The organism is Nocardia sp. BMG111209, assembly GCF_000381925.1.
In the GTDB taxonomy this organism is placed as follows: Bacteria; Actinomycetota; Actinomycetes; order Mycobacteriales; family Mycobacteriaceae; genus Nocardia.
In genome coordinates this window covers 3,383,987-3,410,038 of sequence record NZ_KB907307.1, presented here as the reverse complement: position 1 = coordinate 3,410,038, position 26,052 = coordinate 3,383,987, and the positions used below count along the sequence as shown (strand labels likewise).

At 69.5% G+C, this 26,052-nt stretch carries 27 protein-coding genes; 15 read left to right on the top strand and 12 right to left on the bottom strand.

Annotated features, from left to right (window positions below; all coding sequences use genetic code 11):
• Nucleotide 1 precedes the first annotated feature (1 nt).
• Nucleotides 2-835, bottom strand: coding sequence for a glutamate ABC transporter substrate-binding protein (locus tag G361_RS0115640; protein ID WP_019928033.1), 834 nt, complete (start codon nt 833-835; stop codon nt 2-4).
• A 67-nt stretch (nt 836-902) separates the two neighbouring features.
• Nucleotides 903-1,631, bottom strand: coding sequence for an amino acid ABC transporter ATP-binding protein (locus tag G361_RS0115635; RefSeq protein WP_019928032.1), 729 nt, complete (start codon nt 1,629-1,631; stop codon nt 903-905).
• Nucleotides 1,632-1,861: 230 nt separating this feature from the next.
• Here G361_RS0115635 and miaB point away from each other — a divergent pair, with 230 nt between their 5' ends.
• Both miaB and G361_RS0115625 read left to right on the top strand, forming a co-directional pair.
• Complete coding sequence (miaB, locus tag G361_RS0115630; protein ID WP_019928031.1) at nt 1,862-3,415, top strand: tRNA (N6-isopentenyl adenosine(37)-C2)-methylthiotransferase MiaB; 1,554 nt, start codon at nt 1,862-1,864, stop codon at nt 3,413-3,415.
• Nucleotides 3,416-3,457: 42 nt separating this feature from the next.
• Nucleotides 3,458-4,141, top strand: coding sequence for a hypothetical protein (locus tag G361_RS0115625; protein WP_019928030.1), 684 nt, complete (start codon nt 3,458-3,460; stop codon nt 4,139-4,141).
• 42 nt (nt 4,142-4,183) lie between these two features.
• Here the strand turns inward: G361_RS0115625 and G361_RS0115620 are convergent, their stop codons facing one another.
• Nucleotides 4,184-5,644, bottom strand: coding sequence for a DUF349 domain-containing protein (locus G361_RS0115620; RefSeq protein ID WP_019928029.1), 1,461 nt, complete (start codon nt 5,642-5,644; stop codon nt 4,184-4,186).
• Between the two features lie 454 nt (nt 5,645-6,098).
• On the opposite strand from G361_RS0115620, the gene G361_RS48350 reads away from it, so the two are divergent.
• The 6 genes from G361_RS48350 to G361_RS0115590 all read left to right on the top strand — a co-directional run bounded on the left by G361_RS48350 (nt 6,099) and on the right by G361_RS0115590 (nt 13,052).
• A complete protein-coding gene (locus tag G361_RS48350) occupies nt 6,099-6,995 on the top strand; it encodes a hypothetical protein (protein ID WP_026343081.1) in 897 nt (298 codons plus the stop codon).
• Between the two features lie 116 nt (nt 6,996-7,111).
• The gene (miaA, locus tag G361_RS0115610; RefSeq protein ID WP_026343080.1) at nt 7,112-8,041 is read left to right on the top strand and encodes a tRNA (adenosine(37)-N6)-dimethylallyltransferase MiaA; all 930 of its coding nucleotides are present in this window, start codon (nt 7,112-7,114) and stop codon (nt 8,039-8,041) included.
• 16 nt (nt 8,042-8,057) lie between these two features.
• Nucleotides 8,058-8,879, top strand: a complete 822-nt coding sequence (locus G361_RS0115605) for an RNA methyltransferase (protein ID WP_019928026.1) — start codon at nt 8,058-8,060, stop codon at nt 8,877-8,879.
• A gap of 60 nt (nt 8,880-8,939) precedes the next feature.
• Nucleotides 8,940-9,821, top strand: coding sequence for a diaminopimelate epimerase (dapF, locus tag G361_RS0115600; protein WP_026343078.1), 882 nt, complete (start codon nt 8,940-8,942; stop codon nt 9,819-9,821).
• A gap of 68 nt (nt 9,822-9,889) precedes the next feature.
• Complete coding sequence (hflX, locus tag G361_RS0115595) at nt 9,890-11,416, top strand: GTPase HflX (RefSeq protein WP_019928024.1); 1,527 nt, start codon at nt 9,890-9,892, stop codon at nt 11,414-11,416.
• Between the two features lie 490 nt (nt 11,417-11,906).
• On the top strand, nt 11,907-13,052 hold the full coding sequence (locus G361_RS0115590) for an acyl-CoA dehydrogenase family protein (RefSeq protein WP_019928023.1): 1,146 nt from the start codon (nt 11,907-11,909) through the stop codon (nt 13,050-13,052).
• 24 nt (nt 13,053-13,076) lie between these two features.
• Here the strand turns inward: G361_RS0115590 and G361_RS0115585 are convergent, their stop codons facing one another.
• A complete protein-coding gene (locus G361_RS0115585; protein WP_019928022.1) occupies nt 13,077-13,406 on the bottom strand; it encodes a hypothetical protein in 330 nt (109 codons plus the stop codon).
• A 74-nt stretch (nt 13,407-13,480) separates the two neighbouring features.
• Nucleotides 13,481-14,977, bottom strand: coding sequence for an alpha/beta hydrolase (locus G361_RS0115580; RefSeq protein ID WP_231386881.1), 1,497 nt, complete (start codon nt 14,975-14,977; stop codon nt 13,481-13,483).
• Between the two features lie 193 nt (nt 14,978-15,170).
• Between G361_RS0115580 and G361_RS0115575 the strand changes: the two genes are divergently transcribed.
• Nucleotides 15,171-15,536 (top strand): VOC family protein, encoded by a 366-nt coding sequence (locus G361_RS0115575; protein ID WP_019928020.1) that lies wholly within the window; start codon nt 15,171-15,173, stop codon nt 15,534-15,536.
• 54 nt (nt 15,537-15,590) lie between these two features.
• Nucleotides 15,591-15,818: a DUF2510 domain-containing protein gene (locus G361_RS43745; protein ID WP_019928019.1), complete on the top strand. Its 228-nt coding sequence runs from the start codon at nt 15,591-15,593 to the stop codon at nt 15,816-15,818.
• A gap of 85 nt (nt 15,819-15,903) precedes the next feature.
• On the opposite strand, the gene G361_RS0115565 is transcribed toward G361_RS43745, so the two are convergent.
• Nucleotides 15,904-16,083, bottom strand: coding sequence for a hypothetical protein (locus tag G361_RS0115565; protein ID WP_019928018.1), 180 nt, complete (start codon nt 16,081-16,083; stop codon nt 15,904-15,906).
• Nucleotides 16,084-16,143: 60 nt separating this feature from the next.
• Entirely contained in the window at nt 16,144-16,548 is a 405-nt protein-coding gene (locus G361_RS49410; RefSeq protein WP_155981467.1) for a hypothetical protein, read from the bottom strand.
• A 325-nt stretch (nt 16,549-16,873) separates the two neighbouring features.
• Here G361_RS49410 and G361_RS0115550 point away from each other — a divergent pair, with 325 nt between their 5' ends.
• From G361_RS0115550 to G361_RS43740, 3 genes are all read left to right on the top strand, one after another.
• The gene (locus tag G361_RS0115550; protein ID WP_155981466.1) at nt 16,874-17,827 is read left to right on the top strand and encodes an ADP-ribosylglycohydrolase family protein; all 954 of its coding nucleotides are present in this window, start codon (nt 16,874-16,876) and stop codon (nt 17,825-17,827) included.
• Nucleotides 17,828-17,940: 113 nt separating this feature from the next.
• Entirely contained in the window at nt 17,941-18,975 is a 1,035-nt protein-coding gene (locus G361_RS0115545) for a hypothetical protein (protein ID WP_036495113.1), read from the top strand.
• Between the two features lie 185 nt (nt 18,976-19,160).
• On the top strand, nt 19,161-19,925 hold the full coding sequence (locus G361_RS43740) for a tyrosine-protein phosphatase (RefSeq protein ID WP_196814486.1): 765 nt from the start codon (nt 19,161-19,163) through the stop codon (nt 19,923-19,925).
• A 238-nt stretch (nt 19,926-20,163) separates the two neighbouring features.
• Here the strand turns inward: G361_RS43740 and G361_RS0115535 are convergent, their stop codons facing one another.
• From G361_RS0115535 to G361_RS0115520, 4 genes are read right to left on the bottom strand one after another with little or no spacing between them, the layout of a single operon-like run.
• On the bottom strand, nt 20,164-21,567 hold the full coding sequence (locus tag G361_RS0115535) for a phosphotransferase (RefSeq protein ID WP_019928012.1): 1,404 nt from the start codon (nt 21,565-21,567) through the stop codon (nt 20,164-20,166).
• Nucleotides 21,558-22,745: an acyl-CoA dehydrogenase family protein gene (locus G361_RS0115530; RefSeq protein WP_019928011.1), complete on the bottom strand. Its 1,188-nt coding sequence runs from the start codon at nt 22,743-22,745 to the stop codon at nt 21,558-21,560. Before G361_RS0115530 ends, G361_RS0115535 begins: the two co-directional genes overlap by 10 nt.
• Nucleotides 22,742-23,131, bottom strand: a complete 390-nt coding sequence (locus G361_RS0115525) for a nuclear transport factor 2 family protein (protein ID WP_019928010.1) — start codon at nt 23,129-23,131, stop codon at nt 22,742-22,744. Before G361_RS0115525 ends, G361_RS0115530 begins: the two co-directional genes overlap by 4 nt.
• Before the next feature lie 42 nt (nt 23,132-23,173).
• The gene (locus G361_RS0115520; RefSeq protein ID WP_019928009.1) at nt 23,174-23,818 is read right to left on the bottom strand and encodes a TetR/AcrR family transcriptional regulator; all 645 of its coding nucleotides are present in this window, start codon (nt 23,816-23,818) and stop codon (nt 23,174-23,176) included.
• Nucleotides 23,819-23,906: 88 nt separating this feature from the next.
• Here G361_RS0115520 and G361_RS0115515 point away from each other — a divergent pair, with 88 nt between their 5' ends.
• Both G361_RS0115515 and G361_RS0115510 read left to right on the top strand, forming a co-directional pair.
• The gene (locus G361_RS0115515; protein WP_019928008.1) at nt 23,907-24,473 is read left to right on the top strand and encodes a VOC family protein; all 567 of its coding nucleotides are present in this window, start codon (nt 23,907-23,909) and stop codon (nt 24,471-24,473) included.
• Between the two features lie 54 nt (nt 24,474-24,527).
• A complete protein-coding gene (locus tag G361_RS0115510) occupies nt 24,528-25,166 on the top strand; it encodes a carboxymuconolactone decarboxylase family protein (protein ID WP_019928007.1) in 639 nt (212 codons plus the stop codon).
• A gap of 46 nt (nt 25,167-25,212) precedes the next feature.
• Here the strand turns inward: G361_RS0115510 and G361_RS0115505 are convergent, their stop codons facing one another.
• The gene (locus tag G361_RS0115505) at nt 25,213-26,025 is read right to left on the bottom strand and encodes a mycofactocin-coupled SDR family oxidoreductase (RefSeq protein WP_026343076.1); all 813 of its coding nucleotides are present in this window, start codon (nt 26,023-26,025) and stop codon (nt 25,213-25,215) included.
• Between the last annotated feature and the right edge of the window lie 27 nt (nt 26,026-26,052).

Sequence of the window (26,052 nt, the reverse complement as noted above, 5' to 3'; positions counted from 1 at the left end):
ATCAGTAGCGGTCGACCGCCGGGGCCGGTGCGGTCTGGAAGCCGGTGCTACCGAACTCCTGATCCAGATCCTTCTTCCAGGTGCCGTCCTTGACCATGGCCTCGATCGCGTCGTTGACCTTGTCGCGAGTGGCCTTGTCGCCCTTCTTGAGACCGATGCCGTACTTCTCGGTGGTGAACGGCTTGCCGACCACCTTCAGCGCACCGGTGGACTGCGCGGCGTAGCCGGCGAGGATGATGTCGTCGGTGGTGACCGCGTCGACCGCGCCGGACTTCAGCGCCTCCACGCACAGCGAGTAGGTGTCGTACTCCTGCAGCGCCACATCCTGGGCGTAGTTCTTCTGGATGTTCTGCGCCGGGGTCGAGCCCTTCACCGAGCAGAGCTTCTTACCGCCCTTGAGCGACTCCGGGCCGGTGATGTCGGTGTTGTCCTTGCGGACCAGCAGGCCCTGGCCGGCGATGTAGTACGGGCCCGCGAAATCGACCTTCTCCTTGCGGGAATCGGTGATCGAGTAGCTCGCGATGACCAGATCCACCTGGCCGTTCTGCAGCAGCGTCTCGCGCTGGGCGGACGGCGACTCCTTGAACGTGATGCCGTCCGGCTTCACACCCAGCTTGTCGGCGACGTACTTGGCGACGTCGACGTCGAAACCGGAGAACGAACCGTCCTTGTTGCGCAGGCCGATACCGGGCTGATCGAACTTGATGCCGATGGTGATCTTGCCGTCCGCGGCCTTGTCACCGGCGGACTTGGAACTGCCGCCACCGCAGCCGGCCACGGCCAGGGCGAGAGCGAGGCCGCCGATACCGAAGCGCAGCGCGCGAGTGATCCTCATCTGATGTGTTCCTTTTCTCTCGTGGAGTGTGCGGAGGGACCGCCGCAGGGTTCGTCGTTCACGATCGTCAGTGGCTGAGGATCTTTCCGAGAAAATCCTTCGCCCGATCGGAATTCGGAGCGGTGAAGAAGGTTTCGGGCTCGCTGTCCTCGACGATCTGCCCGTCCGCCATGAACAGCACCCGTTCCCCTGCTCGACGAGCGAAACCCATCTCGTGGGTGACCACGAGCATGGTCATACCCTCCTTCGCGAGTCCGACCATCACCTCGAGCACCTCGTTGACCATTTCCGGGTCCAGCGCCGAGGTGGGCTCATCGAACAGCATCACCTTAGGGTTCATCGCGAGCGCGCGAGCGATCGCAACACGTTGCTGCTGTCCGCCGGACAGCTGCGCCGGATACTTGTCCGCCTGGTTGGCGATGCCGACCCGTTCCAGCAGGGCCAGGGCCTCGGTGCGCGCCTTCTTCTTGTCGATACCGCGCACCTTCACCGGCGCCAGCATGACGTTTTCCAGAATCGTCTTGTGCGCGAACAGGTTGAACTGCTGGAACACCATGCCGACCTCGGTGCGCAGGCGGGCCAGCGCCCGGCCCTCCGCGGGCAGGTCGGTGCCGTCGATCGAGATCGTGCCGGAGTCGACGGTCTCGAGCCGATTTATGGTGCGGCACAAGGTGGATTTGCCGGAACCGGACGGGCCGAGCACGATCACCACCTGCCCCCGCGGCACTTCCAGATTGATGTCGCGCAGCACGTGCAGCTTTCCGAAGTGCTTGTCCACGGCGCGCATCGAGATCATGGGGGGCGCGTCGGCAGCGGTGGCAGCGCCGGATATCGCGTCGGCAGCGTCGGTCATGGTCCATGACCTTAGGGTGAAACGGCGGGATTTGCGCAGTTTCCAGAAGTGGGGACGGTACCCGTTCGCACGAGTTTAACCTGAACTTGACATTGGTTATCCGCATCACGCATCACCGCCGGCCGGGTCCGGCGGGTGGAACAGCCGATTCCCGCGCCCGATACCCTGGACCGGTGAATTCGTCCAGCGGCTCGTCGCCGAGTGTCGTGCGGACCTACGAGGTGCGCACCTACGGCTGTCAGATGAACGTGCACGACTCCGAGCGGTTGTCGGGCCTGCTCGAGGACGCCGGATACGCCAAGGCCGGGCCGGGGGCGACCGCCGATCTCGTGGTGTTCAACACCTGCGCGGTGCGCGAGAACGCCGACAACAAGCTGTACGGCACGCTCGGCCACCTCGCCCCGATCAAGGCCGAGCGGCCCGGCATGCAGATCGCCGTCGGCGGCTGCCTGGCGCAGAAGGACCGGGACACGGTCGTGCGCCGCGCGCCGTGGGTGGACGTGGTGTTCGGCACGCACAACATCGGCTCGCTGCCGGTGCTGCTGGAACGCGCCCGGCACAATCACGAGGCGCAGGTCGAGATCCTGGAATCGCTGGAGGCGTTCCCGTCCACGCTGCCGGCCAAGCGGGAGTCCGCCTACGCGGGCTGGGTGTCCATCTCGGTGGGCTGTAACAACACCTGCACCTTCTGCATCGTGCCCGCGCTGCGCGGCAAGGAGGTCGACCGCCGCCCCGGCGATGTGCTCGCCGAGGTGCAGGCTCTGGTCGACCAGGGCGTGCTGGAGGTGACGCTGCTCGGGCAGAACGTGAACTCCTACGGCGTCCACTTCGCCGATCCCGAACTCGCCGACGGGCAGCGCGACCGCGGCGCGTTCGCGAAACTGCTGCGGGCCTGCGGCGGTATCGAGGGTCTGGAACGGGTCCGGTTCACCTCTCCGCATCCCGCCGAATTCACCGACGACGTGATCGAGGCGATGGCCGCGACCCCGAACGTCTGCCCGCAGCTGCACATGCCGCTGCAATCCGGTTCCGACCGGGTGCTGAAGGCGATGCGCCGCTCCTACCGCAAGGAGCGCTACCTGGGCATCATCGAGAAGGTGCGGGCCGCGATGCCGCACGCCGCGATCACCACCGACATCATCGTCGGATTCCCCGGCGAGACCGAGGAGGATTTCCGGGAGACCCTGGATGTGGTGCGGCGGGCCCGGTTCACCAGCGCGTACACCTTCCAGTATTCGATCCGGCCCGGCACCCCGGCCGCGACGATGCCGGATCAGGTGCCCAAGCAGGTGGTCCAGGAGCGCTACGACCGGCTGATCGCCCTGCAGGAACAGATCTCCCTGGAGGCCAACCAGGCGCTGATCGGCGCCGAGGTGGAACTGCTGGTCGCCGAGGGGGCCGGTAAGAAGAACGCCGCCACCGCGCGGATGAGCGGCCGCGCCCGCGACGGCCGGCTGGTGCATTTCCGGCCCGGTCCCGTGGGGGCGCCGGAGTCCGTGATCCGGCCCGGCGACCTCGTGCACGTCGAGATCACCGGCGCCGCACCGCATCACCTGATCGCCGACGGCGAGGTCCGCGGCCACCGCCGCACCCGGGCCGGCGACGCGCACGAGCGCGGCATCACACCGAAGACCGCGCCGATCGGGGTCGGCCTGGGCCTGCCGCGCATCGGCGCCCCGGAACCCGTCGCGGCGACCGCGGGCTGCGATACCGGCTGTTCCGCGTGAACGCGTCCCGCCGACGGCCGCCGCGGCCGAGGATGTGACGTCATGGCCCCACGCGACGACGGACGAGACGACGAATCAGAGCCGAACGAGGAGCAGATGAAACCCGCCGAGAAGCAAGCGTTCGAGCAGTTCCGCGACGATCTCGAGGCGGTCGAGCGCAAGATCGCCGGCGAGATCGACCCGGGTTCGCGGGCCATGGTCGTGGCGGGGGCGGTGTTCGTGCTGCTGTTGTCGCTGATCCTGCCGCACGCGGGTCACACCCGCGGCCTGGACATCCTGTTCTCCGACCAGGTCGCCGCCGACGACCACATCGGCCTGCCGTCGCGGGTGTTCCAGTGGTTCGTGCTGGTCTTCGGGATCGTCTTCTCGGCGCTGGCCCTGGTCACCCGGCGCTGGGCGCTGGCCTGGATCGCGGTCGCGGGTTCGGCCGTGGGCAGTGTGTTCGGCGTGCTGTCGATCTGGCACCGGCAGACCCCCGGCATCGGCAACTATCACGGCGCGGGACCGGGGATCGGCCTGATCCTCGGCGCGATCGCGATCATCGTGCTGACCTTCCACTGGATCCGGGTCGTCTGGGCCCGCACCGCCATGCAGCTCGAGGCCGAGGAACGCCGCCGCGTCGCCGCCGCGGCCGCCGAGGAGGAATACCGCAAGCGGTTGTTCGGCGACGGCAGGAAGAACAGCGGCAAGTCCGGTGAGGGTACGCCGGGCGGCGAGGAGAAGTAGAAGTCACCGTCCCGGCCCGCTACGGACCGGGACGGTGCGAATTCAGCGCTGGCTGACCGCGCCCTCGGCGGCCTCGGCCCATTCACGCCACTGTTTGGCCTGCTCCAGGGCCTTTTCGGCATCCCGGGTGCGGCCGGCGGCCTGGGCCTTCGCGGCCTGCTCCTCGAATTGCGCCACCCGCTCACGGAACTGGGCGGCCCGGGCCATCGCCTCCGGATCGGTGCGCCGCCACTGCGCGTCGACCGCGTCGCGGACCCGCTTCTCCAGTGTGCGCAGCCGGCCTTCCAGCTCCTGGATCCGCTCGCGCGGGACCTTGCCGAGCGCGTCCCACCTCTCCAGCAGATCGCGCAGACCCGTGCGGGCGGCGTCGAGGTCGTGGGCCGGATCGATCACGCCCTCGTAGGAGCGCAGCAGCTCCTCCTTGGCGGTGGCGTTGTGCTCGAATTCGGCGTCCCGCTCGGAGGCCGCGGCGTTGCGGGCGGCGAAGAACACGTCCTGCGCGCTCTTGAACCGCCGCCACAGCTGCTCGTCGGCCTCACGCGGGGCCCGGCCCGACGCCTTCCACTCGGAGAGCAGGTCGCGGAAGACCGCGGCCGTACCCGCCCAATCGGTGGAGCCGGACAGTTCCTCGGCCCGCAGGCAGAGCTCCTCCTTGCGGGTCTTCGCCGAGGCCCGCTCACGGTCCAGCTCGGCGAAGTGGGCGCCGCGGCGCCGGTTGAACGACTCCCGGGCCTTGGAGAATCGCCGCCAGAGCGCGTCGTCGACCTTGCGGTCCACGCCGCGGATGGTCTTCCACTCGTCGAGGATCTCGCGCAGCCGGTCGCCCGCGGCCTTCCACTGGGTGGAGTCGGCGGCGATCTGCTCGGCCTCGGCGACCAGCGTCTCCTTGCGCTCGGTCTGCTCGTGCCGGGTGCGTTCCTTCTCCTCCTTGGCGTGCGCGGCGGCCTCGTCGGAGTGTTCGATGATCGCCTGCAACCGCCGGGCCAGCCCGTCGACATCGCCGATCACCGCGGCGGTCGGCAGCGATTCGGCCAGCGCGGTGGCGGCCGTCTTCGCTTTGCGGGCGTCGGTGCCGGCGGCCAGGCGGGCCTCCAGCAGCGCCACCTCGGTGGCCAGATCGTCGAAGCGGCGGCCGAAGTGGGCCAGGCCCTCGGCGGCGTCGCCGGCCTGCCAGGAACCGACGATCCGTTCGCCGTCGGCCGTCCGCACCCAGGCGGTGCCGTCCTCGTCGACGCGGCCCCATTTGGCGGGATCGCTGCCCGCGGGCGCGGTGACCGGCACCGGATGTTCGGCGGCGGGACCCGGGACAGGTTTCACCGCATGCGGTTTGGGGGAATCCGGTTTGTGCGTGCCGGGCTTGGGGGTACCGGATTCGCGTGGCGTGGCTTCCGCGTGACCGGCGGCATCCGCAGGGGTGGGCCGATGCGCTGTGGAGTTGCCGGACTGCTGCGCTGTGCCGGTGTCCGGGTGGGTAGCCTTCTCGATTCCGTTGTTGTCGGTCATCGCTCCTCGTCCCTGCCGCGCGTCACGGCTGCCTGGTTACGCCCTAGCTCACCCCATTCAACCAGGTGGGTGGCGGAATTGCCGTGTCTTGTCCGCGGTGGCGCTGTGCCTGCGGCGTTGCCAGGGGTCGTTTCGGGGCCCGATCGCGGGTACGGTGACCGGGCCTTGATCGGGCCGCCATCGGATGGTGATGTTCGCGGCCGCCGCGCCGATCCTGCGGCTCCCGCCGTTTTTCGGCCGCCGCAGTCGCTCGCCGCGGCCGCGTCCGGCCGCTGACCGGGCCGATTCCGATCGGACCGGCACGCCGCGTTCGCTCCGCCGGGCATCCCGTCCAGGGGGATACGAGCCCGGGACGACGATCGTGGCGGCCCGCCGCGGCGCCGGCCCGGCCCGATGCGCGCGCGATTCGAACGGCCGCTTCGGCGGCGGTGATCCGCCCGCTACCGTGGACGGCGTGTTTGCTGCCGCCGTGCTGATCCCGTCGCCGCCCGTCCTGGTTCCCGAGCTGAGCGGCGGCCTGCCGGACCGCGATCCCGACCACCCGGCGGCGCAGGTGCCGCCCCTGCGCGCGGCGGTGCTGGCGGCCGGCCGGGAGCTGGCCGAGGCGGCGCTGTGCTGGACGATCATCGGTGCGGCCGACCTGGGCAGGGCGGCTGGTGTGGCCGGCGTGAGCGGTACGGCCGGTGCGAGCGGTACGGCCGGTGCGGCGGCCACGAGCGGTTCTGCCGGTGTGCCCGACGCGAGCTCGACGGGCAGGGCGGCGGACCGGGATTCGATCTATGGTCCCGGCACGGTCGGCACTTTCCGGGGTTTCGGCGCGGATGTGCGATCGGCGCTGTCGGATGCCGCGCTGACCGGCCCGGTGCCCGCGGATCCCGTTGTCCCGCTGCCGGTTCTGATCGGCGGCTGGCTGCGCGGGCAGGTCGCCCCGCAGGCGACGGCCGATGCCCGCCTGGTGGACGCCGCCGCGACCGGCGAGCACTGCCTCGCGGCCGGCGCCGCGCTGCGCCGCGAACTCGACGCCGACCCCGCTCCGCGCGGCGTCCTGATCGTGGCCGACGGCGCCGCCACCTTGTCCACCGCGGCGCCGGGCTATCTGGACGAGCGGGCCGCCGGGGTGCAGGAGCGCCTCGACGCGGCACTCTCGAAAGGGGACCGGGCGGCACTGGCCGAGCTCGATCCGGTCCTGTGCGCCGAACTGGAGATCTCGGGTCGAGCCGCCTACCAGGTCCTCGCCGGACTGTTCGATACCGACCCGGCGGTCGAGACCCGCTATTGCGCGGCCCCGTTCGGTGTCGGTTACCACGTGGGCGTGTGGACCGGGAATTCCGGCGCGACGAGCGGGTCGTGAGCGAACACGCCACGTCGCGGACGACGGCGCCGACCGGCGATCGGAACCACGCGACCGAGGATGATCGACAGGCGTCCGGCGGTGATCGGGCTGGTGCGGTGGCCGCGGACGGTGACCTGCCCGTACCGATCGCGGTGGTCGGACCGACCGCGACCGGAAAGTCCGATCTCGCACTGGAATTGGCGCAGCGGCTGGACGGCGAGATCGTGAACATCGACGCCATGCAGCTGTATCGCGGTATGGATATCGGCACCGCGAAACTCCCGGTCGAGCAGCGCCGCGGCATCCCGCACCACCAGCTGGACGTACTCGACGTGACCGAGACCGCCACCGTGGCCACCTATCAGGCCGCCGCGGCCGCCGATGTGACGGCGATCCGGGCCCGCGGGCATGTTCCGGTGATCGTCGGCGGCTCGATGATGTACATCCAGGCGCTGCTGGACGAATGGGCCTTCCCGGCCACCGACCCGGCAGTCCGGGCCAAATGGGAGGCGCTGCTGGCCGAGGGCGGGGTCGAGGCCGTGCACGCCGCCCTGCTCGCCGCGGATCCGGTGGCCGCCGCGACCATCCTGCCCACCGACGGCCGCCGCCTGGTGCGCGCGCTCGAGGTGGTCGAGCTGACCGGCCGCCCGTTCGCCGCCTCGCAACCGCAGATCGGCGAGCCGCGCTGGGGCACAGTCATTCTCGGCGTCGACCGGGAAACCGCCGAACTGGACGACCGAATCCGGCGGCGGACCGCGGCGATGTTCGAGGGCGGTCTGGTCGGGGAGGTGCGCGGACTGCTCGATCGCGGCCTGCGCGCGGGACAGACCGCGCGGCGCGCCATCGGGTACGCACAAGTCCTCGCGTACCTGGACAACGAATACGACCTGAACCATGCGCGGGAGCGGACGTTCATCGGCACCCGCCGCTACGTGCGCCGGCAACGCTCGTGGTTCCGCCGCGATCCGCGCGTGCACTGGGTGTCCGGGGCCGATCCGCAGCTGGTCGACACCGCACTGCATCTGGTGCGCGCGCTCGGCGGACGTGACACCCCCACGGAGTAGACAGGACGAGCCGGCAGTGACGACGCGCAACGCCGCGGTCGCGGAGTGGCAGGCATACCTCACCAACCGGAACCGGCGGCATCGGGACGGCCGCTTCCTGATCCAGGGCCGCGACGCCATCGCCGCGGCCCTGCACCACGGCTGGCCGGTGCAGACGCTGGTCTACCGGCTCGGCGCGCCCGCGCTGCCGGGCTGGGCCCGGGACCTGCTGGAGGGGGGCACCGTACCGGCCGTCGGCCTGGTGCCGGAACTCATGGTCGAGCTGGCCGAGAACTACGGCGCCACACCGGAACTGGTCGCCGTCGCGGCCATGCGCTCGGTCGAGTCCGCCGAATTCCGGCCACCGCCCACACCGTCGCCGGTGATCATGGTGGTGGAACGCCCGGAATCGCCGCTGCGCCTCGGCGGCCTGATCCACACCGCGCACGCCTTCGGCGCCACCGCGGTGGGCGTGTGCGGACCGGGCGCCGACGAGTACGACCCGCAGTGCGTGCGGGCCTCGGCGGGTTCGTTGTTCGCGCTGCCGGTGTTCCGCATGCCGGGCCCGTCCGCGGTCCGGGCCCTGCGGGATCGACAGCTCCGCCGCGGCGCCGATATCCGGATCGTCGGCGTCACCACCGACGACACGAGCAGCGGCGCGGCCCGGCCGGTGGACGAGTTCGACTTCACGAATGGCACGATCGTGGTGCTCGGCGAGGCCGATCTCGGCGCCGCCTGGCGTGCGGAGTGCGACGAGCTGGTGCGGTTGCCGGCCGCCGGCACGCTCGCGGCGCCGTGCACGGCCTCGGTGGTGTTGTACGAAATATCCAGGCAGCGGCGGGCGTTGCGTCGCGGGTAGCGGACCCGCGACCGGTGCGGTATCGGCGGAGGAGCGGAGATGGCTGACCAGGAGACGGGTGTGGAGTTCACCAAGGGGCACGGCACCCAGAACGATTTCGTGGTGCTCCCCGACGCCGACGCATGGCTGGACCTGCGCGCCGATCGGGTCGCCGCACTGTGCGATCGGCAGCGCGGCCTCGGCGCCGACGGCGTGTTGCGGGTCGCGCGGGCCGGCGCGCTCGTCGAGACCGGCGTGCTGGCCGATCTGCCGGAGGGTGTGCAGCCCGGCCACTGGTTCATGGACTACCGCAACGCCGACGGCTCGATCGCCGAGATGTGCGGCAACGGGGTGCGGGTGTTCGCGCACTACCTGGTCGCGACCGGTCTGGAGGAGGGCGACACCTTCGTCGTGGGCAGCCGCGCCGGCGCGCGTCCGGTGATCGTGCACTCCGCCGACGAGGTGCTCGGCGATGTCACCGTCGGCATGGGCCCGGTGGTGATCCTCGGCGAATCGACGGCGACCGTGGCCGGCCGTGCGCTGCCCGGTGTCGGCATCGACGTCGGCAACCCCCATCTGGCCTGCGTGGATCCGGACCTGACCGCCGCCACGCTGGCGGCCCTGAACTTCGGCGTACCGCCCGGCTACGACCCGGAACTGTTCCCGGACGGCGTCAACCTGGAGATCCTGACCCCGATCGACGAGAACCGCGCGGTGGATATGCGGGTCTACGAACGCGGCGTCGGCGAGACCCGCTCGTGCGGCACCGGTACCGTCGCCGCGGCGACGGCCGCCCTGCTCCGGGAGGGTTTCGACCTGGAATCCGGCACCGGCGAGATCCGCGTCCGGGTGCCCGGCGGCGATGTGACGGTCACCCTGGATCGCGGTCGCGCGCAACTGCGCGGCCCGTCGGTGCTGGTCGCCTCCGGCCGCCTGGCCGGCAAATGGTGGTTCGACGCCTGAGGGCCCGGTTCGGCTCATCGAGAACTCACGTGCGGGGTGTCGGTATCTCGTGGGAGCATGGGAGGCGTATGAGGAAATCGGAAACGTACGAATTCACCCCCGCCGACGAACTGCCCGCCGACGAGCCCGGTCGCGCCACCGAGCGGGCCACCCGCGCCCTGGCGTCCACCGAGGACTCCGGCCGGTCCGGCTGGGAGCCCACTGTCGGTGAACTCCAGCTCGATGAGCGCAGCGCGCTGCGCCGCGTCGCCGGTCTGTCCACCGAGCTCGCCGACGTCACCGAGGTCGAGTACCGGCAGCTGCGCCTCGAGCGGGTCGTCCTGGTCGGCGTCTGGACCGAGGGCACCGCGGCCCAGGCCGACGGCAGCATGGCCGAACTGGCCGCGCTCGCCGAGACCGCCGGCTCGGAGGTCCTGGACGCGTTGATCCAGCGCCGTGACAAGCCCGACCCGGCCACCTACATCGGTTCCGGTAAGGCCGAGGAGTTGCGCACGGTCGTACTCGACACCGGCGCCGACACCGTGATCTGCGACGGTGAGCTGACCCCTGCCCAGCTGGTCGCGCTGGAGAAGGTCGTCAAGGTGAAGGTGGTCGACCGGACCGCGCTGATCCTGGACATCTTCGCCCAGCACGCCACCTCCCGCGAGGGTAAGGCGCAGGTCTCGCTGGCGCAGATGGAGTACATGATGCCGCGGCTGCGCGGCTGGGGCGAGTCGATGTCCCGGCAGGCCGGTGGCCGTGCGGGCAGCAACGGCGGTGTGGGCCTGCGTGGTCCCGGTGAGACCAAGATCGAGACCGACCGTCGCCGCATCCGCGAGCGAATGGCCAAGCTGCGCCGCGAGATTCGCGAGATGAAGACCGCCCGCGACACGAAGCGGTCCCGGCGTACCGGCAGCGGTATTCCGCAGGTCGCGATCGTCGGCTACACCAACGCGGGCAAGTCCAGCCTGATGAACGCTCTCACCGGCGCCGGCATCCTGGTGCAGAACGCGCTGTTCGCCACCCTGGACCCGACCACCCGGCGGGCCGCGCTCGACGACGGCCGCGAGGTGGTCTTCACCGATACGGTCGGCTTCGTGCGGCATCTGCCCACCCAGCTGGTCGAGGCGTTCCGCTCCACGCTGGAGGAGGTCACCGGCGCCGATCTGCTGCTGCACGTCGTCGACGGATCCGATCCGCTGCCGTTCGAGCAGATCAAGGCCGTCCGCGAGGTGGTCACCGACGTGCTGCGCGACACGGGTACCCCCGCGCCGCCGGAACTGCTGGTGGTCAACAAGGTCGACGCCCTGGCGCCGGTCGACCTCGCGCATCTGCGGGCCCAGCTGCCGAAGGCGGTGTTCGTGTCCGCTCGCACCGGCGCGGGTCTCGACGAACTGCGCGAGACGCTCGAGGAGTATCTCGGCGGATTGGATGTCGAGGTCAGCGTGCTGTTGCCGTACACCCGCGGCGATCTGCTCGCGCGCATCCACTCCGACGGCCGGATCGTCGACTCCAGCCACGAGGAGGGCGGCACCCGGCTGCGGGCGCGGGTCCCGAAGTTGCTCGCCGCGGCGCTGACCGAATACGCGCACGCCGGTACCGCCGGTCAGGACTGACTCCCTGCTGTTTCACAGCCTTGTCGCACAGTCGCTTTCGCTACCACGCCGGTAGCGGAAGCGACGGCGAGGAGGGTTTGCCCGGAAAGAGCGCAGTACCGACCGGTGTCGGCACGGCCGTGGACGAGCCCCGGCTGTCGGACGGTGCGCGATTGCGAATACCGTTGCGCGACAACGATATCGCGGCCCTGGAGGCGGTACTCGCACCGATGCGGGCTTGGACGAGCCCGGAATTCCTCGGCCTCGGCAACATTCCGGCCGACGGCGCTCGAGGAGGAATCGCGCTACCTGCTCGCCCGCCGCGGCCGCACCCCGACCGGCCGTCTGCTGCCGGCCGCGGGCCGCGGGAGGTTTACCGGCGTTCAGGCAGAACAGCCGGTCGGCGGCTCCGCCTTTCCCTACCTCGATACCGATTCGGCGACTCGAAGTAAACGGCGATTCGTTTTCGATGTACGGTGTCAAGGGAGAGTCAGCCGCGTAGGAGGTTGTTGTGGACCGCACCCTGTTCGAACCCGAACACGACCTGTTCCGGGAGTCCTATCGGAAGTTCCTGGAACAGCATGTGGCGCCGAACCACGATCGCTGGGAGGAGCAGGGGATCGTCGATCGCGATCTCTGGCTGGAGGCCGGTAAGCAGGGCTATCTGGGCATGGCCGTGCCGGAGGAATTCGGCGGCGGCGGCGTGGAGGACTTCCGCTACAACTCGGTGATCACCGAGGAGACCGCCCGCGGCATGTACTCCGGCCTCGGCTTCACCCTGCACAACGATGTCATCGCCCCCTACCTGCTGCATCTGGCGAACGACGAGCAGAAGCAGCGCTGGCTGCCCGGCTTCTGCGCCGGCGAGATCATCACCGCGATCGCGATGACCGAACCCGGCACCGGCTCCGATCTGCAGGGCATCCGCACCCGCGCGGTCCGCGACGGCGACGACTGGGTGCTGAACGGCGCGAAGACCTTCATCACCAACGGCATCAACTCCGACATCGTGATCGTCGTCGCCCAGACCGACCCCGACAAGGGCGCGATGGGCTTCTCCCTGCTGGTCGTCGAGCGCGGGATGCCCGGCTTCGAGCGCGGCCGCAACCTCGACAAGCTCGGCCTCAAGGCCCAGGACACCGCGGAACTCAGCTTCTCCGATGTGCGCGTCCCCGGCCGCAACCTGCTGGGCCAGGAGGGCATGGGCTTCATCCATCTGATGCAGAACCTCCCGCAGGAGCGCCTGTCGATCGCCGTCATGGCCGCCGCCGCGATGGAGAGCTGCCTCGACATGACCGTCGAGTACGTCCGCAACCGCAAGGCCTTCGGCAAGCCGATCGGCGCCCTGCAGAACACCCGCTTCGTCCTCGCCGAACTGGCCACCAAGACCACCGCGGTCCGCGTCCTGGTCGACCGCTTCATCGAACTGCTCAACGCCGGCAAGCTCACCGCCGAGGAGGCCGCCATGGCCAAGTGGTGGAGCACCGAGGAACAGCTCGACCTCATCAACCGCTGCCTCCAGCTCCACGGCGGCTACGGCTACATGAAGGAATACCCGATCGCCAAGGCGTACATGGACGCTCGCATCCAGACCATCTACGGCGGCACCACCGAGATCATGAAGGAGATCATCGGCCGGTCGCTGAAGCTGTCCTGATTTCGCGGTGCCGGGGCCCCGGGGTCACGGCGGCGGCGGGGGAACGTCCCAGCTGTAGGTGTCCGGAAGGTTGTGTGTGCCACCGGAATTCTGGTTCTGGATCGTCGCGTGCGCGGTATAGGACGTTCCGTCGGTGAACCGGACCAGGCAGTGCAGGTGGGCGGCTTGCCCGCGTACCGTGTCGTGGATCCGCGGGCTGCACGACACCGAATCCACCGGGCGGTGATCGGCATTCGTGATGTGGGTCCGCATCGCGTTCTCGAGGGCGTGCGAGGCGTCGGTGTCCGGGCCGCATCCGGCGGCGAGCGGCAACAGCAGCGCCGCACCGGCGAGCAGGGCACGGTGGGTTCGCATCGGCTGTCTCACTGTCGGTACCGGTCGGCGGGGTCGACCCATTCTGGCCCGGCCGGCGCGGATTCGGGTATCGGCTACTGCGGGAAGTAGTTCGGATCCGGCCGGCAGGTGTGGTCCGCGGCGGGTAGCGCGCCGCTGGCGAAATAGGTGTTCACGATGTCGTTCACGCAGGGGCTCAGGCCGTTTCGGAAGGTGCCGTGGATCCGGGTGTCCGCCAGCGTGATCAGGCGGGAGTTCGGTAGATCACGGTGCATCGCAAGGCCTTCCGGATAGGCGGTGCGGGTGTCGCCGGTGGCCTGGAGGATCAGCGCGGTGGCGGGGTTGCGGACCACGGTCGGGGGTTCGGGCGGGTCCGGCCAGTAGGCGCAGGCGGTGATGTTCTGGGCGAAGGGGCCGAACACCGGCTGGGTGGCGCGGACGCTGTCGATGTTGCGCAGGTACCACGCCGGGTCGTGGGGTGCGGCCCGGTCGCCGCAGAGGACCGCGGCCATACCCGAAGTCTCCAGGGGGACAGCGCCATTGATCTTCGCCTTCAGGAGTGCCATATCGATCGGCAGTCCCGCGAGCTCGTCGGTGACCATCCGGAGGGCGTCGGCGAGGTCGGCGTTCAGTTTCGGATTGGACAGCAGGGCCAGCAACATCATCGGGACCGTGTGCTCGTCGATCAGGTAGCCGTCGGCGTAGTACGGATGGCCGGCGGCGCGGTGGATCAGATCCTCGACGGTGGCCCGGACCTGGGGACCGGTGTTGCCGAAGTGGTAGTCGGCGTCGTGGCGGGCGGCCCAGATCGCCCAATCGTCCAGTCCCGCTTCGTTGACCGGCCCCATGGCGTGGAAGAGTTCGAAGCCGCCGAGGTCGGGGTCGACGGCGCTGTCGAGTACGACGCGGTCGGTGCGGCCCGGGAACAGTTGGGTGTACACGGATCCGAGGTAGGTGCCGTAGGAGACGCCGAAATAGTTCAGTGCGCGTTCGCCGAAGACGCCGCGGACGACGTCCATGTCGCGAGCGGTGTTGCGGGTGCTGATGTTCCGGGCCTTCTCCGGATCGGGCGCCTGGCAGGAGGCCGCCAGGGCGGCGGCCACGGTGGTGTCACGGGCGTAGCCGAAGATGTCGAAGCCCGCCGCGAACAGCATGGTGGGCAGCGGCAATACGCAGTCCACCCGTGCCGAGCGGCCGATTCCGCGCGGGTCCATCCCGATCAGGTCGTATTCGGCGCGGACCTCCGGTGTGAACACCGGCGCGAAGTTGGCGAGCATCCGCAGGCCCGGTCCGCCCGGCCCGCCGGGATTGGACAACATGATGCCCCGGCGCCGCGCCGGATCCGTCGCCGCGATCCGGGAGATGCCCACGGTCAGCGTGCGCCCGTCGAGGTGGTCGTAGTCGAGCGGTACGGCGATGCCCGCGCACTGCGCCCCGGCCTGATCGAGAACCGGGTCGTCGCACGGCTGCCACACCGGTTGCTGGTGATAGAACCGGTCCAGCCCGGGTGGGACGTCGTCGCCGGGATCGGCGAGCGCCGCCTGCATCGGGACCGTCACCGCCGCGACGATCACCAGTACGAGCGAGCGCATCCACCGCATCGACCTCACCGCGGTCCCTTCTCCGTACCAGCCGAACCAACCGTACCGGCACACCGGTTTCCGGGCCTCACCCTACAAGCCGGACACCGATCCTCGCTCCCGCTCGAATCGGTGGCTGGACGGCCGGGCACGCACCTGGTTCGGCGGACGGTTGCGCGCGGTCGCGCGGGGTTAGGATCGCGGCATGAGCGAGTTCGCCGGCTGCCGCCCGAACCTGGAAGTCCGTGAATCGGCGCCGACCGTCGAGTTCCTGCGGTCGATCCTGGGTTTCGAGGTCGACCTGGACGAACCGGAGATGGGGTTGACGCTCCTGCATCGGGGTGCGGTCGAGCTGGCCGTGGTGCGCACCGGGAATCCGGCGGTCAACGAGACGACGGCGATGTACATCGAGGTCGGCGAGGTCGACGCGTTGTACGAACACTGTCTCGCGCACGGGGCCGACATCGCGGTGGAACTGACCGATCACCCTTGGGGGCTCAGGGATTTCGTGGTGGCGATTCCCGGTGGACATCGCCTCGCGTTCGGCGAGCGGACGGCCGCCCCGCAGTAGTGAGCGCTCACGAAATCCGTAGCGCGACAGTCGGATCGATGGGACCATCGCCGGGTGGGAAACCTGGACGCCTGGCACTGGCTGATTCTCGTGTTGATTCTCGCCGTCATGGCCGCTGCGATCGTGGTCGTGATCGTCGTGCAGGCCTCGCGCTCGCGTCGCGGGCCGGGGCGGGGCGCAACCGCTCCGGCGCAGCCGGGTTGGTATCCCGACGGCACGGATCCCACGCGGCTGAGGTGGTTCGACGGCACGCAGTGGACCGACGACACCAAGGAACCGTGACCGTTCCGCGCGACGAGCGCGGGTGAACGACGGTGTTCCCGCGCCTTCCGGCGCGGGAACACCCGATCGGACAGCCGAATTCGTACTAGAGGGACCCGCCGAGCTTTTCCACCATCTTCCGCGGGTCGACGCCGAGCTCCTGGAGCAGGGCTTCGTGGTGTTCGTGATCGACGTGGTCCGGCAGCATGTGGGCCGCCTGTCGCGCCGCGTCGGGTCCGGCCTCGAGCCGGATGTGGTCCACCACTTCCTGACGGTTGAACTGCATCACTCACCTCCAGAGATCGTAGGACGTGCTCCGAATGGTGCGTTCGATACGGGGACGATGCTACCGCACAGCAAACTGTCCGAATCGGCCGATTCCGGATGTGATGTACCGGGTCGATTCCCTGGTAGGGCCGCTAATTGCCTGTTTCGAGGGAGCGTCCGGGTGATAGCCGTTGCGTTGCCAAGGTGTTGTAAACCGGCGTAGCCGTTCGGGACGGCAATACCGGTGCCGCGCATGAATCTTCGGCGAGATCGCGGTATCGATCCAGCAGGTACACGTGGTCGGATCCGTGCCGAGCCAGGCGACGACATTGATCGAGAGGCGGCCGGTCCACGGGATCGGGGCGGCGGGCATTCGCTCGAACGGGGACCGGTTGCCGAGAAAGTGATCGTGCAGGGTTCGGGCGAGGGCGGCGCTGTTGCACAACCGGCCACCCAGGCCGCCCGGCGGCAATTCCAGGCTCATCAGATCGTGCGGAATGGCGCACAATTGCCGGTATTCGGCACGGCCGAATAGAATTGATAGAACTCGTTCCAGTTCTTCGGTTCGTCACGACGGCTGCGGTAGAGCAGGCATGCCGAATCGGCCTGCGGGAAGCGCCTTCCCGGGAGGACCGATCGGATGCGGGAATATCGTCACGGGCATCGGTGCGGTGCGTCCGGGGCGGTTGCCGGTCCGGTGACGAAATTCACGCTGGCACAAGGTATTCGGTGGCAGCCACCCACCCCGCGTGTGCGGATCCGATTCGCGGTTGTGGTGGCCGGTCCCGGCTGGCAGCATGGATGGCGATATGCCGCTGAATTCCGATGCCGCTCGGGACAGCCTCGATGGTCTGTCCGTCGGCGATGCGCTGGGTGCGCAATTCTTCGTGCCGGGTCGTTCGCTACCCGAGCTTCGTGCCGGTCGGCCGCCGGCGCCGCCGTGGGAATGGACCGACGATACGGAGATGGCCTGTTCGGTGTACGCGCAGATCCGTGGCGACGGCCGGATCGACCGCGACAAGCTGGCCGCGGCGTTCGCCGACCGGTGTGAGCCGTACCGGGGTTACAGCGGGGGCACCGTCGTTGTGCTGCACCAGATTCGCGACGGCCGGCCCTGGGCCGATGCCGCGGGCACGCAGTTCGACGGACGCGGTTCCTGGGGCAACGGCGCCGCGATGCGGGTCGCTCCGCTCGGCGCGTATTTCGCCGGAGACCCGGATCGCGCGGCGGCGCAGGCGGCCCGGTCGGCGGAGGTGACGCACCGGCACCCGGAGGCGATCGTGGGCGCCATGGCGGTCGCCGTCGCGGCGAGCTACGCCGCGGCGAGTCGTACGAAGCCTTGTGCGCCCGAGGAACTGCTGCGCGCCGTCGAGCCGTATCTGGTCGAGGGCCGGACCGCGAGCGGTGTGCGCCGCGCGGCACGGCTGCTGGGCCGATCGGTGGCGGAAGCGGCCTACGAACTCGGTAACGGTGCGCAGGTCAGCGCCGCGGATACGGTGCCGTTCACGCTGTGGGCGGCCGCGACCTTCGCCGGTGACTATCCCGCCGCCGTCACCGCGTGCGTCGAGGCCGGCGGCGATGTGGACACCACGGCCGCGATCGTCGGCGGAATCGTCGCGGCGCGTACGGGTATCGGCTCGGGAGACGGTGTTCGCGGAGTACCCCGGCAGTGGTTGTCGGCACGGGAGCCGCTGCCGGTCTGGGCGGTGTCCGACCGCGCTGACGGCGAGGTCGAAGGCGGTGGCGGCCCGGACATGCGGTGACGACGCGATCCGGTCGAGCGGCGGATATGTTGTCGCGCATTCGGATTCGCCGACACCTCGGCCGGGGCGAAAATCCCGGCGAAAATGCCTGTCGGGCCTTGTATCATGTCGTCATGCGTTCGCGTGCTGTGCATTTCGTGGGAAGTTTTCCGGCCACGAACACGGACGCGGCGATGCGGGCCATGTCGGACACGGCCGGGCCACTGCTGCATACGCTGCCCACCGGCGAAACCCGGCGTTACGAGTACTACGTCCGGCCGATCCTGGAGGAACTGGTCGCCGCCGGTGTGCTCGAGGTCGCCAGACCCGGGCAGTGGCGGTCGCTGCGCGATGTGCCGAGATATCGTGTCCCGCACGGCAGAACGTTGACCGGTGAGCTGATCGATCTCGGCTATTCCCGGGAGGCCGCCGAGGCGATACCGGTGTTCACGGCGCTGCGCGAGACGCGCGACCTGTCCGGGACGGCGCTGCAGATCGGGATGCCGACCGATCTCAGTCTCGCGGTCGTCGCGCTGCGGGCGCGGGGGCTGTGGTCGCGCCGGAAGCCGTTCGCGCAGGCCACCGGACGGGAGATCGCCGCGATCCGGGAAGCGGCCGGGGACGAGGTCGTCATCCAGCTCGAGGCCACCGCCGAACTGGTGTCGATGGCGATGACCCAGCCGCTGCACCGAACCGTGGACCACAGAATGGGTTTGGGCCGGGGCATCGCCGCGCTCGCGGCCGCGGCGCCCGAGGGCACTCGCTTCGGAGTGCACCTGTGCCTGGGTAGCCTGCACAACAAGGGTTTACCGTTGCGGACCGCGCGGCCGCTGGTCGATCTGGCGAATTCCCTTGCACGGCAATGGCCGTCCGGACGCACCCTGGAATACGTCCACGCCCCGTTCGCCGCGGGGGACCGGCCGCCGGCCACCCGGGAGCGCTTCTACGCACCGCTCGCCGATCTGTCCCTGCCCGCGGGCACCCGGTTCTACGCCGGATTCGTGCACGAGACGCCGACCGAGGCGCAGCAGCGGAAGACGTTGACGTCCATCGAGGCCGCGCTCGGCCGTCGCGTCGACGGAGTCGCGTGTGCGTGCGGACTCGGCCGCCGCCCCCGGGCCGTCGCGGACGCGCTCATGGCACGGGCCGTGGCGCTCGCCGGGGTGTGATCCGCCGCGAACAATTCGCCGGGAGAATAGCCCCGGGAATTGCCGATCCGCCGCCGGCGATACCGATTCGAATACATCCATCACATTTCGTGATGACCGTCCGAATTCGCCGAGAATTGGCCTGGACGTGGCGCCGGAAACCGCGTCGATACGTATCGTCTACTCTCGGTGCGAGTGAAGGAGATATGACGATGCGGGAACCGATGACGGGGGCGTCCGGGATGGTCAATGCGCGGGACCTGGGTGGTCTGCGCACTCCCGACGGGCGGCAGGTGCGTTTCCGGCGGGTGGTCCGGGCGGACAGCCCGACCGAACTCGACACGGCCGGTCTGGCGCATCTGCTGGACGAGTTCGGGCTGCGTACCGTGATCGATCTGCGCAATGTCGAAGAGGTCGCCGTCGACGGCTGCGGTGAATTGCGCGAGCGGGTGTCCCGGTACCGCAATCTGCCCGTGCACGGCCCGGACCGGCAGCGGCTGGACCTGACCGCCGTCAGCGCCGACGGCAGCATGCTGGACCGGTATCTCGGATATCTCGAGGAGAGCCCGGACACGATCGTCGCGGCGCTGACCGAACTGGCCGATCCGGAGGGCACCCCGGCGCTGGTGCACTGCGCCGCCGGCAAGGACCGCACGGGCGTGGTGATCGCACTGCTGCTCGGCGTGATCGGGGTCGGCGAGGAGGACATTGTCGCCGACTATGCGGAGACCGCCGTGAACAGCGAGCTGCTGCGCGCCCGGATCGGCCGCGCGCGCACGGTGCACGCGCGAGGCGGCGCGGTGGCCACGCTGCCCGACTGGGTCTTCGCGGCCGAGGCCACGACCATGCGCCGGTTCCTGGATCAGGTTTCGGCCGAGCACGGCGGCATCGTCGCGTGGGCCACCGCCGCGGGCCTCGAACCCGCTGTGCAGCAGCGGCTTTCGGAAATCATGCTGGAGCCTGCCGCCTGATCCCGGGTGACCCGGAGCGAATGCCACCGGGGGAGAACAAATGTCACCGGGGGATACGTACGAGCCGGGTGCCACCGCCGCAGCGGTGGCACCCGGGTCGGGTCCGGGTCGGGTCCGGCTCGGAGGGAGCCGGGTCAGGATCGGTGCAGCCGCCGGGGTGGACGCCCCGCCGGGCGACGACCGAGGCGGTGGCTGCCCGCCGTACACCGGGAAGGTCCGGCTCCGGGGTAGAGCCCGGTCAGGACCGGCTCAGCCGCCGGGGGTCGGTGACGGCCAGCCGGGCGACGACGGCGGCGGTGGCCGCGCGCCGTACACCCGGGTCGGTGTAGGACAGCGACCCGGCCCGGAGTCGTTGCGCCAGTTCCGCTTCCGAATCGCAGCCCAGTTCGGTCAGCAGGTCGTGGACTAGAGCGGTGGGTCCGTCGCCCGCGCGCAGTTCGCGGGTCGCGATCGAGAGCAGATTGCCGCAGATGCGTAGCAGGTAGCGCTGCCGCTGGGCATCGTCGGTCAGCGCGGGGCCGATCTCCTCCGCCAGCGTCTGCCCGACCAACTCCAGGATCTCGGTGAGGTCGGGGCGATCCTGCACGGTGGCAACGGGTTCCGCTGGGGCGGGCGACGCCACCGACTCGTCGAGCAGGCCGAGCACCAGCAGCAGATCGTATTCGGATTCGCAGACTCGCCTGCCGATCGCGGCCAGCTCGATCGAGCGCTCCTGCCCGCCGAAATGCCGCTGGGCCTGAAATCTGCTCAGTACCAGCCATTTCAGCGTTCCGAACACCTCCCACCACAGCAGTTCGGCCGCATCGGGCCGTACTCCGGCGGTGCTCTCGTAGCCGTCGAGCAGCGCGTCCCGGTCACCCAGGCCGCCGACCGGGGCCGGTGCGCCGAACCGCCAGGCGCGCACGCACAACCAGCCCAGATCCTCGACCGGATTGCCGATGTGGGCGAGCTCCCAGTCCAGCACCGCCCGCACCCCGGACGGATCGATGAGGAAGTTCCCCAACCGGAAATCGCCGTGCACCAGGGCTTTCGGGCGATCGGCCGGAGCGTGGTCGTGCAGCCAGCGCAGTCCCATCTCGACCGTCGGGCGGGGATCGGCCAGATCACGGTAGATCTGCTCGATTCCCGCCACCGGATCACCGTCGTCGAGCATGTCCAGCTCGTCCAGCGGGGTGCGATGGATCAGGCCCAGCACCCGGCCGAGTTCCGCGGCCAGCCCCGGCCGCAGCCGCTCGAACTCCGGATCCCGTTGCAGTTTCCGGGGAATCGACTCGCCGTCGACCAATTCCATGAGCAGATACGGCGAGTCGACCCCGGGTGCCGTGTCGCCGTTGCCGAGGACGGCCGGGACGGGCACGCCCGCCGTGGCGGCCGCCCGCAGGCAGGCCGCCTCGGCGCGCATCCGGGGCGCGTCACCGTGTCCGGGGGGATCACGGCGCAGGATGGCCCGCCGCGGTGCGCCGGTGTCGTCGCGGGCCGCGACCGCGTAGACCTGCCGGCTCGCGCCGCCGGTCAACTGCCGGGCACGTACCTCGGTGAGGGTGGTGCCCAGGGCCGCGCCGAGCACCGCGGCCAGCCCAGCCTCGAACCCGAGCGGCGCCGAATCCTGTGGTGCCGCCGGAATTTCCGGCGTCACCTCCACGGGGCAGCCCCCGGATCGCGCAGCAGGCGGCGCGCGGTCGACATGCGGTGCACCTCGTCCGGGCCGTCGTAGACGCGGGCGTAGCGGGCCTGCCGGTACATCCGTTCCAGCGGGGTGTCCGCGGTGAGGCCGAGCGCGCCGTGTACCTGGATGGCGCGGTCGATCACGTTGTGCAGCATGCGAGCACCCCAGAACTTGATCAGCCCGACGCGCACCCGGTAGTCCTCGCCGGCGTCCATCGCGCGGGCGGCGTCGAGGGTCATCAGCCGGTGCGCGTGGATCTCGGCCGCGGATTCGGCGATGTAGCGCTGGATCTCGCCCTTCTCCGCCAGCAGCGAGCCGTGCGCGAACCGAGTGTTGGCCCGCTCGCACATCAGCTCGTAGGCCCGCTGGGCCTGCCCGAGCCAGCGCATGCAGTGGAAGATCCGGCCCGCGCCGAGCCGATCCTGCGCCACCGCGAAGCCGCGGCCGCGCTCGCCGAGCAGATTGGCCGCCGGGACCCGGACATCGGTGAGCCGGACCTCGTAGTGGTCGCTGGGGTCGTGGCCCATCGTGGGAATGGAACGCACGATGTCGAATCCGGGGGTGTCGGTGGGCACGATGATCGCGCTGATCGCGGAATGCCTGGGGGCGGAATCGGGTTCGGTGCGCGCGAACACCGTGCAGTATCCGGCCTGCGCCACTCCGGTGGTGAACCACTTGTGCCCGTTGATGACCCAGGTGTCGTCCACGAGTTCCGCGCGGGTGGCGATCAGGGTAGGATCGGAGCCCGCGACCTCCGGTTCGGTCATGCCGACCGACGGCAGGGTCTCCCCGGAGACGATCGGCGGGATCCAGCGGGCCCGTTGTTCCTCGGTGCCGTGCTGGTACAGCATCAGCGTGTCCTGCATGGATACCGAGCCGACCGCCAGCTGGCCGAATTCCGACCGGCCGATGATCTCGTTGAGGTAGACGAAGTCGAGGAACGGCACCCCGCCGCCGCCGACCTCCGCCGGATGGCCCAGTGCCCACAGCCCGAGTTCCTTGGCGCGGCCGCGCAATTCGTTCAGCGCGGCGGTCGCGGCCGCGTCCTCGGCGGCCAGGGCGCGTTCGGCCGGGATGACCTCCTCGTCGATGAACATCCGCATCCGCGTGGACAATTCGGCGATATCGCCGGTGGCCCGGCCGATCTCGGTCATCGCTGCTCCCCGCTCCGCACGGGCACGTCGCGCAGCGGCTGTGTCGCGGCCGAATCGACGTATTCCTCGATGCGCTCGATATGCCCGTCGCGTACCCGCACGAACAGGCAGGCCGGGACCTCGAGCGGGCCGTGTCCCGGCAGCGTGCCGCGCAGCACGTGCTGCTGGGCGAAGCCGTCCGGCAGGAGGTGGCGCCGAATGTCCTCGTAGCGAAGGTTTTCCACGGTGCGCTGCAGCCAGCCCAGCACCTTCAAATTCTCGGTGACGGTCTCCTCGGTGCCCTTGTCGTTGTGCCAGATCCGGGCATCCGGTGCGTACAGCTGCGTGAGTGTCGCCTTGTCGCCGGCGCTGACGGCGGCGAAGAAGCGATCGGCCAATTCGTTCATACGAGGCGGACCTCCTGCGGGGGTTGGGATTTCAGAAGCTGATCACGGCGCGTCGGGCTCGGGCAACGGCAGCCCGAGGGCCCCGAGGGACATCTGATCGAGGGTGTCCAGCAGGGCATCCTCGTCGGCGTCCTCGCCCTGGATCAGCCAGAGATACAACGTGTGGTCGACCATCGCGGCCATCGCGCGCGCGGCCAGCTCGGGGTCGAGACCGGGCCGGACCAGGCCCTCGCTCTGCCAGCGGACGATGGCCTGCGCGGTGCGATCGATGATCACGCGGCGGTGCTCGTGGCGCAGCCGCCGGAATTCCTCGTTGAAGGTGGCGACCTGTTCGACGATGGCGAGCAGTTTCGCATTGCGCCGATAGGCCGTGTAATAGGCGCGATTGGCGGCGATGAGCCGATCCGCCGGTGCGGAGGCGCCGCCGGTCGGCTCGCGGCGGTGCATCTCCTCGAACAGCCGCGTGCTCAGCTCACCGAACACGTCCTCCTTCGACTCGAAATAGCGGTAGAAGGTGCCGTAGGAGACATTGGCCTCGGTGGTGATCAGTTCGACCCGGGCATCGAGAAATCCGACCGACTCGAAGACCTTGCGCGCGGCGTCGAGCAACCCGTCCCGGGTCTTGCGGCCGCGGGGAGTCAGCGTGTCGACTGCCGTGGGCGAGCTGTTGACAGATGACTTCGGCATGGATCAGACTATTCCGTAACATGACATGACTGTCAAGTCATCTTCAGTGCGGTGCCGGCCGGATTCGAGACCGGCGGAAGGGACGATCATGAGCCGATCCAACCAGAAATACGAATTACAGGGAATCAATCATCTGGCGCTGGTCTGTTCCGACATGCGGCGAACCATCGACTTCTATTCGGGTGTGCTGGGCATGCCGCTGGTGAAGACCATCGAGTTGCCCGGGGATCTGGGCCAGCATTTCTTCTTCGATTGCGGCAACGGCAACACCATCGCATTCTTCTGGCTCGCCGACTCGCCGGATGCCACCCCCGGTGTCGCGGCGCCCAAGGGCCTGCCGGACGAGGGTGAACTGGCCAGCGCGGTGGGCTCGATGAACCATGTGGCCTTCGCGGTCCCGCCGGAGCGGTTCGACGAGTACTACCGGCGGTTCCGAGAGGAGGGCATCAAGGTCAGCCGCATCCTCAACCACGACGACAGTCGCGCGGGTGTGTCGGCGAAGGTGCATCCCGGAACCTTCGTGCGTTCCTTCTACTTCCAGGACCCGGACGGCATCGTGCTCGAATTCGCCTGCTGGACCCGCACTTTCACCGACGCGGACGTATCGCACGAACCGCGGACCGCCGCCGGCCGCAAGGTGTCGACCGCGCACTGAGCCCCCGCCGGGTCCGGCCGGCCCCGAAACTCGCACCACCCGAGAGGAATTCCCATGCCCCGTTTGCGCGAAGTACCCCGTGCCGAAGTCACCGACGAGCGGATCCTGTTCTTCTACGACCGGTTGTTCGGCCGGGACAAGGATCCCGCGGTCGACCACGGCACCATCCACGCCACCCCTGGTGACTGGTGGACCGTATTCGCCCAGTCGCCGGCGGTGTTCCGGCACGCGGTGAAGGGTTTCGCCGTGTACCGCAACGCGACGCTGGATCCGGTACTGCGTGAATTGGGGCAGTGCCGGGCCGGATATGCCCGCGGCAGCCAGTTCGTCTTTTCCCAGCATTCCAAGCAGATGCGTTCCCTCGGTGTCGCCGAGGAGAAGATCGCCGCCGTTCCGCATTGGCAGGTCAGCGCGGCCTATTCCGAACTCGAGCGGGCGGTGCTGGCCTACACCGACGGCCTGGTGTACGACGGCGGCCGGGTGCCCGACGAGGTTTTCGCGGTACTGAAGGCCAATCTCAGCGATCCGGAAATTCTGGAACTCACCTACATCACCACGATGTACGACATGCACGCCACCATCTGCCGCGCGCTGCGGCTGGAATTCGACGATCGTCCCGAATTGATCGAGGAGTTCCGGGTGCCCGAGGGTGTCGAGGTGCGCGATCTGTCGGCGGATCTGTCCGGCGAATGAGCCGGCGGCCGCCGCACCGCGATCCGGTGCGGCGGCCGGCGCAGCGTCAGTAGTACTGCGCGCCGCCGTCGATGCTCAGATGCTCCGAGGTGATGAAGCTCGACTCGTCCGAGGCGAGGAATGCCACCGCCGCCGAGATCTCCTCCGGCTCGGCGGCCCACTGCGGTACGAACGGGGTGCCCATCGTCGCCAGCGGCGGATTGGTCGCGCTCGCCCGTTCCAGCGCGCCCTGCATGTCGCCGGATCCCATCGGGGTGTTCACCCCGCCGGGGTGGATGCTGTTGACCCGGATGCGGTGGCGGCCGAGTTCGGCGGCGAAGGCCCGGGTCATGCCGGTCACGGCGTGCTTGCTGGTGGTGTAGTGCACCATGAACGGCTGCACCTTCTTCCCGGCGTACGAGCTGATCAGGATGATCGAGCCGCCACCGCGGGTGATCAGGTGCCCGGCCGAGACCATCACCGTGTTCCACACGCCGGTCACGTTGATGTCCATGTGGTCCCGGAAGATCTCCGGCGTGGCCTGATCCCAGGTGGTCGGCACGCAGATGCCGGCGTTGGCGACCACCACGTCGAGGCCGCCCAGATCCGCCACCGCGCCGTCCACCAGCTGCCGCATACCCTCGAGGTCGCGCACGTCGCCCCGGTGGGCGATGATCTTGCGGCCCTCGGCCTCGACCAGGCGGACCGTCTCGGCGAGATCCTCGGGGGTGGGGGAGTCGTACGGCACGTTCGGCAGCGGTCCGGCGAGATCGATACCGATGATGTCGGCGCCTTCGTGGGCCAGCCGTACGGCGTGGGCCCGGCCCTGCCCGCGCGCGATACCGGTGATGAAGGCGATTTTGCCGTCCAATCTAGCCATGAGCAGATCCAATCTCGTTCTCGTCCG

What these genes read in the sequence shown, in the direction of transcription:
- G361_RS0115550 (WP_155981466.1), top strand. Translation starts at nt 16,874, where the DNA reads ATGCCGCTGAATTCCGATGCCGCTCGGGACAGCCTCGATGGTCTGTCC.
- G361_RS49410 (WP_155981467.1), bottom strand. Translation starts at nt 16,548, where the DNA reads ATGAGCCTGGAATTGCCGCCGGGCGGCCTGGGTGGCCGGTTGTGCAAC.
- G361_RS0115510 (WP_019928007.1), top strand. Translation starts at nt 24,528, where the DNA reads ATGCCCCGTTTGCGCGAAGTACCCCGTGCCGAAGTCACCGACGAGCGG.
- G361_RS0115505 (WP_026343076.1), bottom strand. Translation starts at nt 26,025, where the DNA reads ATGGCTAGATTGGACGGCAAAATCGCCTTCATCACCGGTATCGCGCGC.
- G361_RS0115565 (WP_019928018.1), bottom strand. Translation starts at nt 16,083, where the DNA reads ATGCAGTTCAACCGTCAGGAAGTGGTGGACCACATCCGGCTCGAGGCC.
- G361_RS0115640 (WP_019928033.1), bottom strand. Translation starts at nt 835, where the DNA reads ATGAGGATCACTCGCGCGCTGCGCTTCGGTATCGGCGGCCTCGCTCTC.
- G361_RS0115545 (WP_036495113.1), top strand. Translation starts at nt 17,941, where the DNA reads ATGCGTTCGCGTGCTGTGCATTTCGTGGGAAGTTTTCCGGCCACGAAC.
- G361_RS0115530 (WP_019928011.1), bottom strand. Translation starts at nt 22,745, where the DNA reads ATGACCGAGATCGGCCGGGCCACCGGCGATATCGCCGAATTGTCCACG.
- G361_RS0115520 (WP_019928009.1), bottom strand. Translation starts at nt 23,818, where the DNA reads ATGCCGAAGTCATCTGTCAACAGCTCGCCCACGGCAGTCGACACGCTG.
- G361_RS0115620 (WP_019928029.1), bottom strand. Translation starts at nt 5,644, where the DNA reads ATGACCGACAACAACGGAATCGAGAAGGCTACCCACCCGGACACCGGC.
- G361_RS0115525 (WP_019928010.1), bottom strand. Translation starts at nt 23,131, where the DNA reads ATGAACGAATTGGCCGATCGCTTCTTCGCCGCCGTCAGCGCCGGCGAC.
- G361_RS0115585 (WP_019928022.1), bottom strand. Translation starts at nt 13,406, where the DNA reads ATGCGAACCCACCGTGCCCTGCTCGCCGGTGCGGCGCTGCTGTTGCCG.
- hflX (WP_019928024.1), top strand. Translation starts at nt 9,890, where the DNA reads ATGAGGAAATCGGAAACGTACGAATTCACCCCCGCCGACGAACTGCCC.
- G361_RS0115515 (WP_019928008.1), top strand. Translation starts at nt 23,907, where the DNA reads ATGAGCCGATCCAACCAGAAATACGAATTACAGGGAATCAATCATCTG.
- G361_RS43740 (WP_196814486.1), top strand. Translation starts at nt 19,161, where the DNA reads ATGACGATGCGGGAACCGATGACGGGGGCGTCCGGGATGGTCAATGCG.
- G361_RS0115635 (WP_019928032.1), bottom strand. Translation starts at nt 1,631, where the DNA reads ATGATCTCGATGCGCGCCGTGGACAAGCACTTCGGAAAGCTGCACGTG.
- G361_RS0115580 (WP_231386881.1), bottom strand. Translation starts at nt 14,977, where the DNA reads ATGCGCTCGCTCGTACTGGTGATCGTCGCGGCGGTGACGGTCCCGATG.
- G361_RS0115575 (WP_019928020.1), top strand. Translation starts at nt 15,171, where the DNA reads ATGAGCGAGTTCGCCGGCTGCCGCCCGAACCTGGAAGTCCGTGAATCG.
- G361_RS0115625 (WP_019928030.1), top strand. Translation starts at nt 3,458, where the DNA reads ATGGCCCCACGCGACGACGGACGAGACGACGAATCAGAGCCGAACGAG.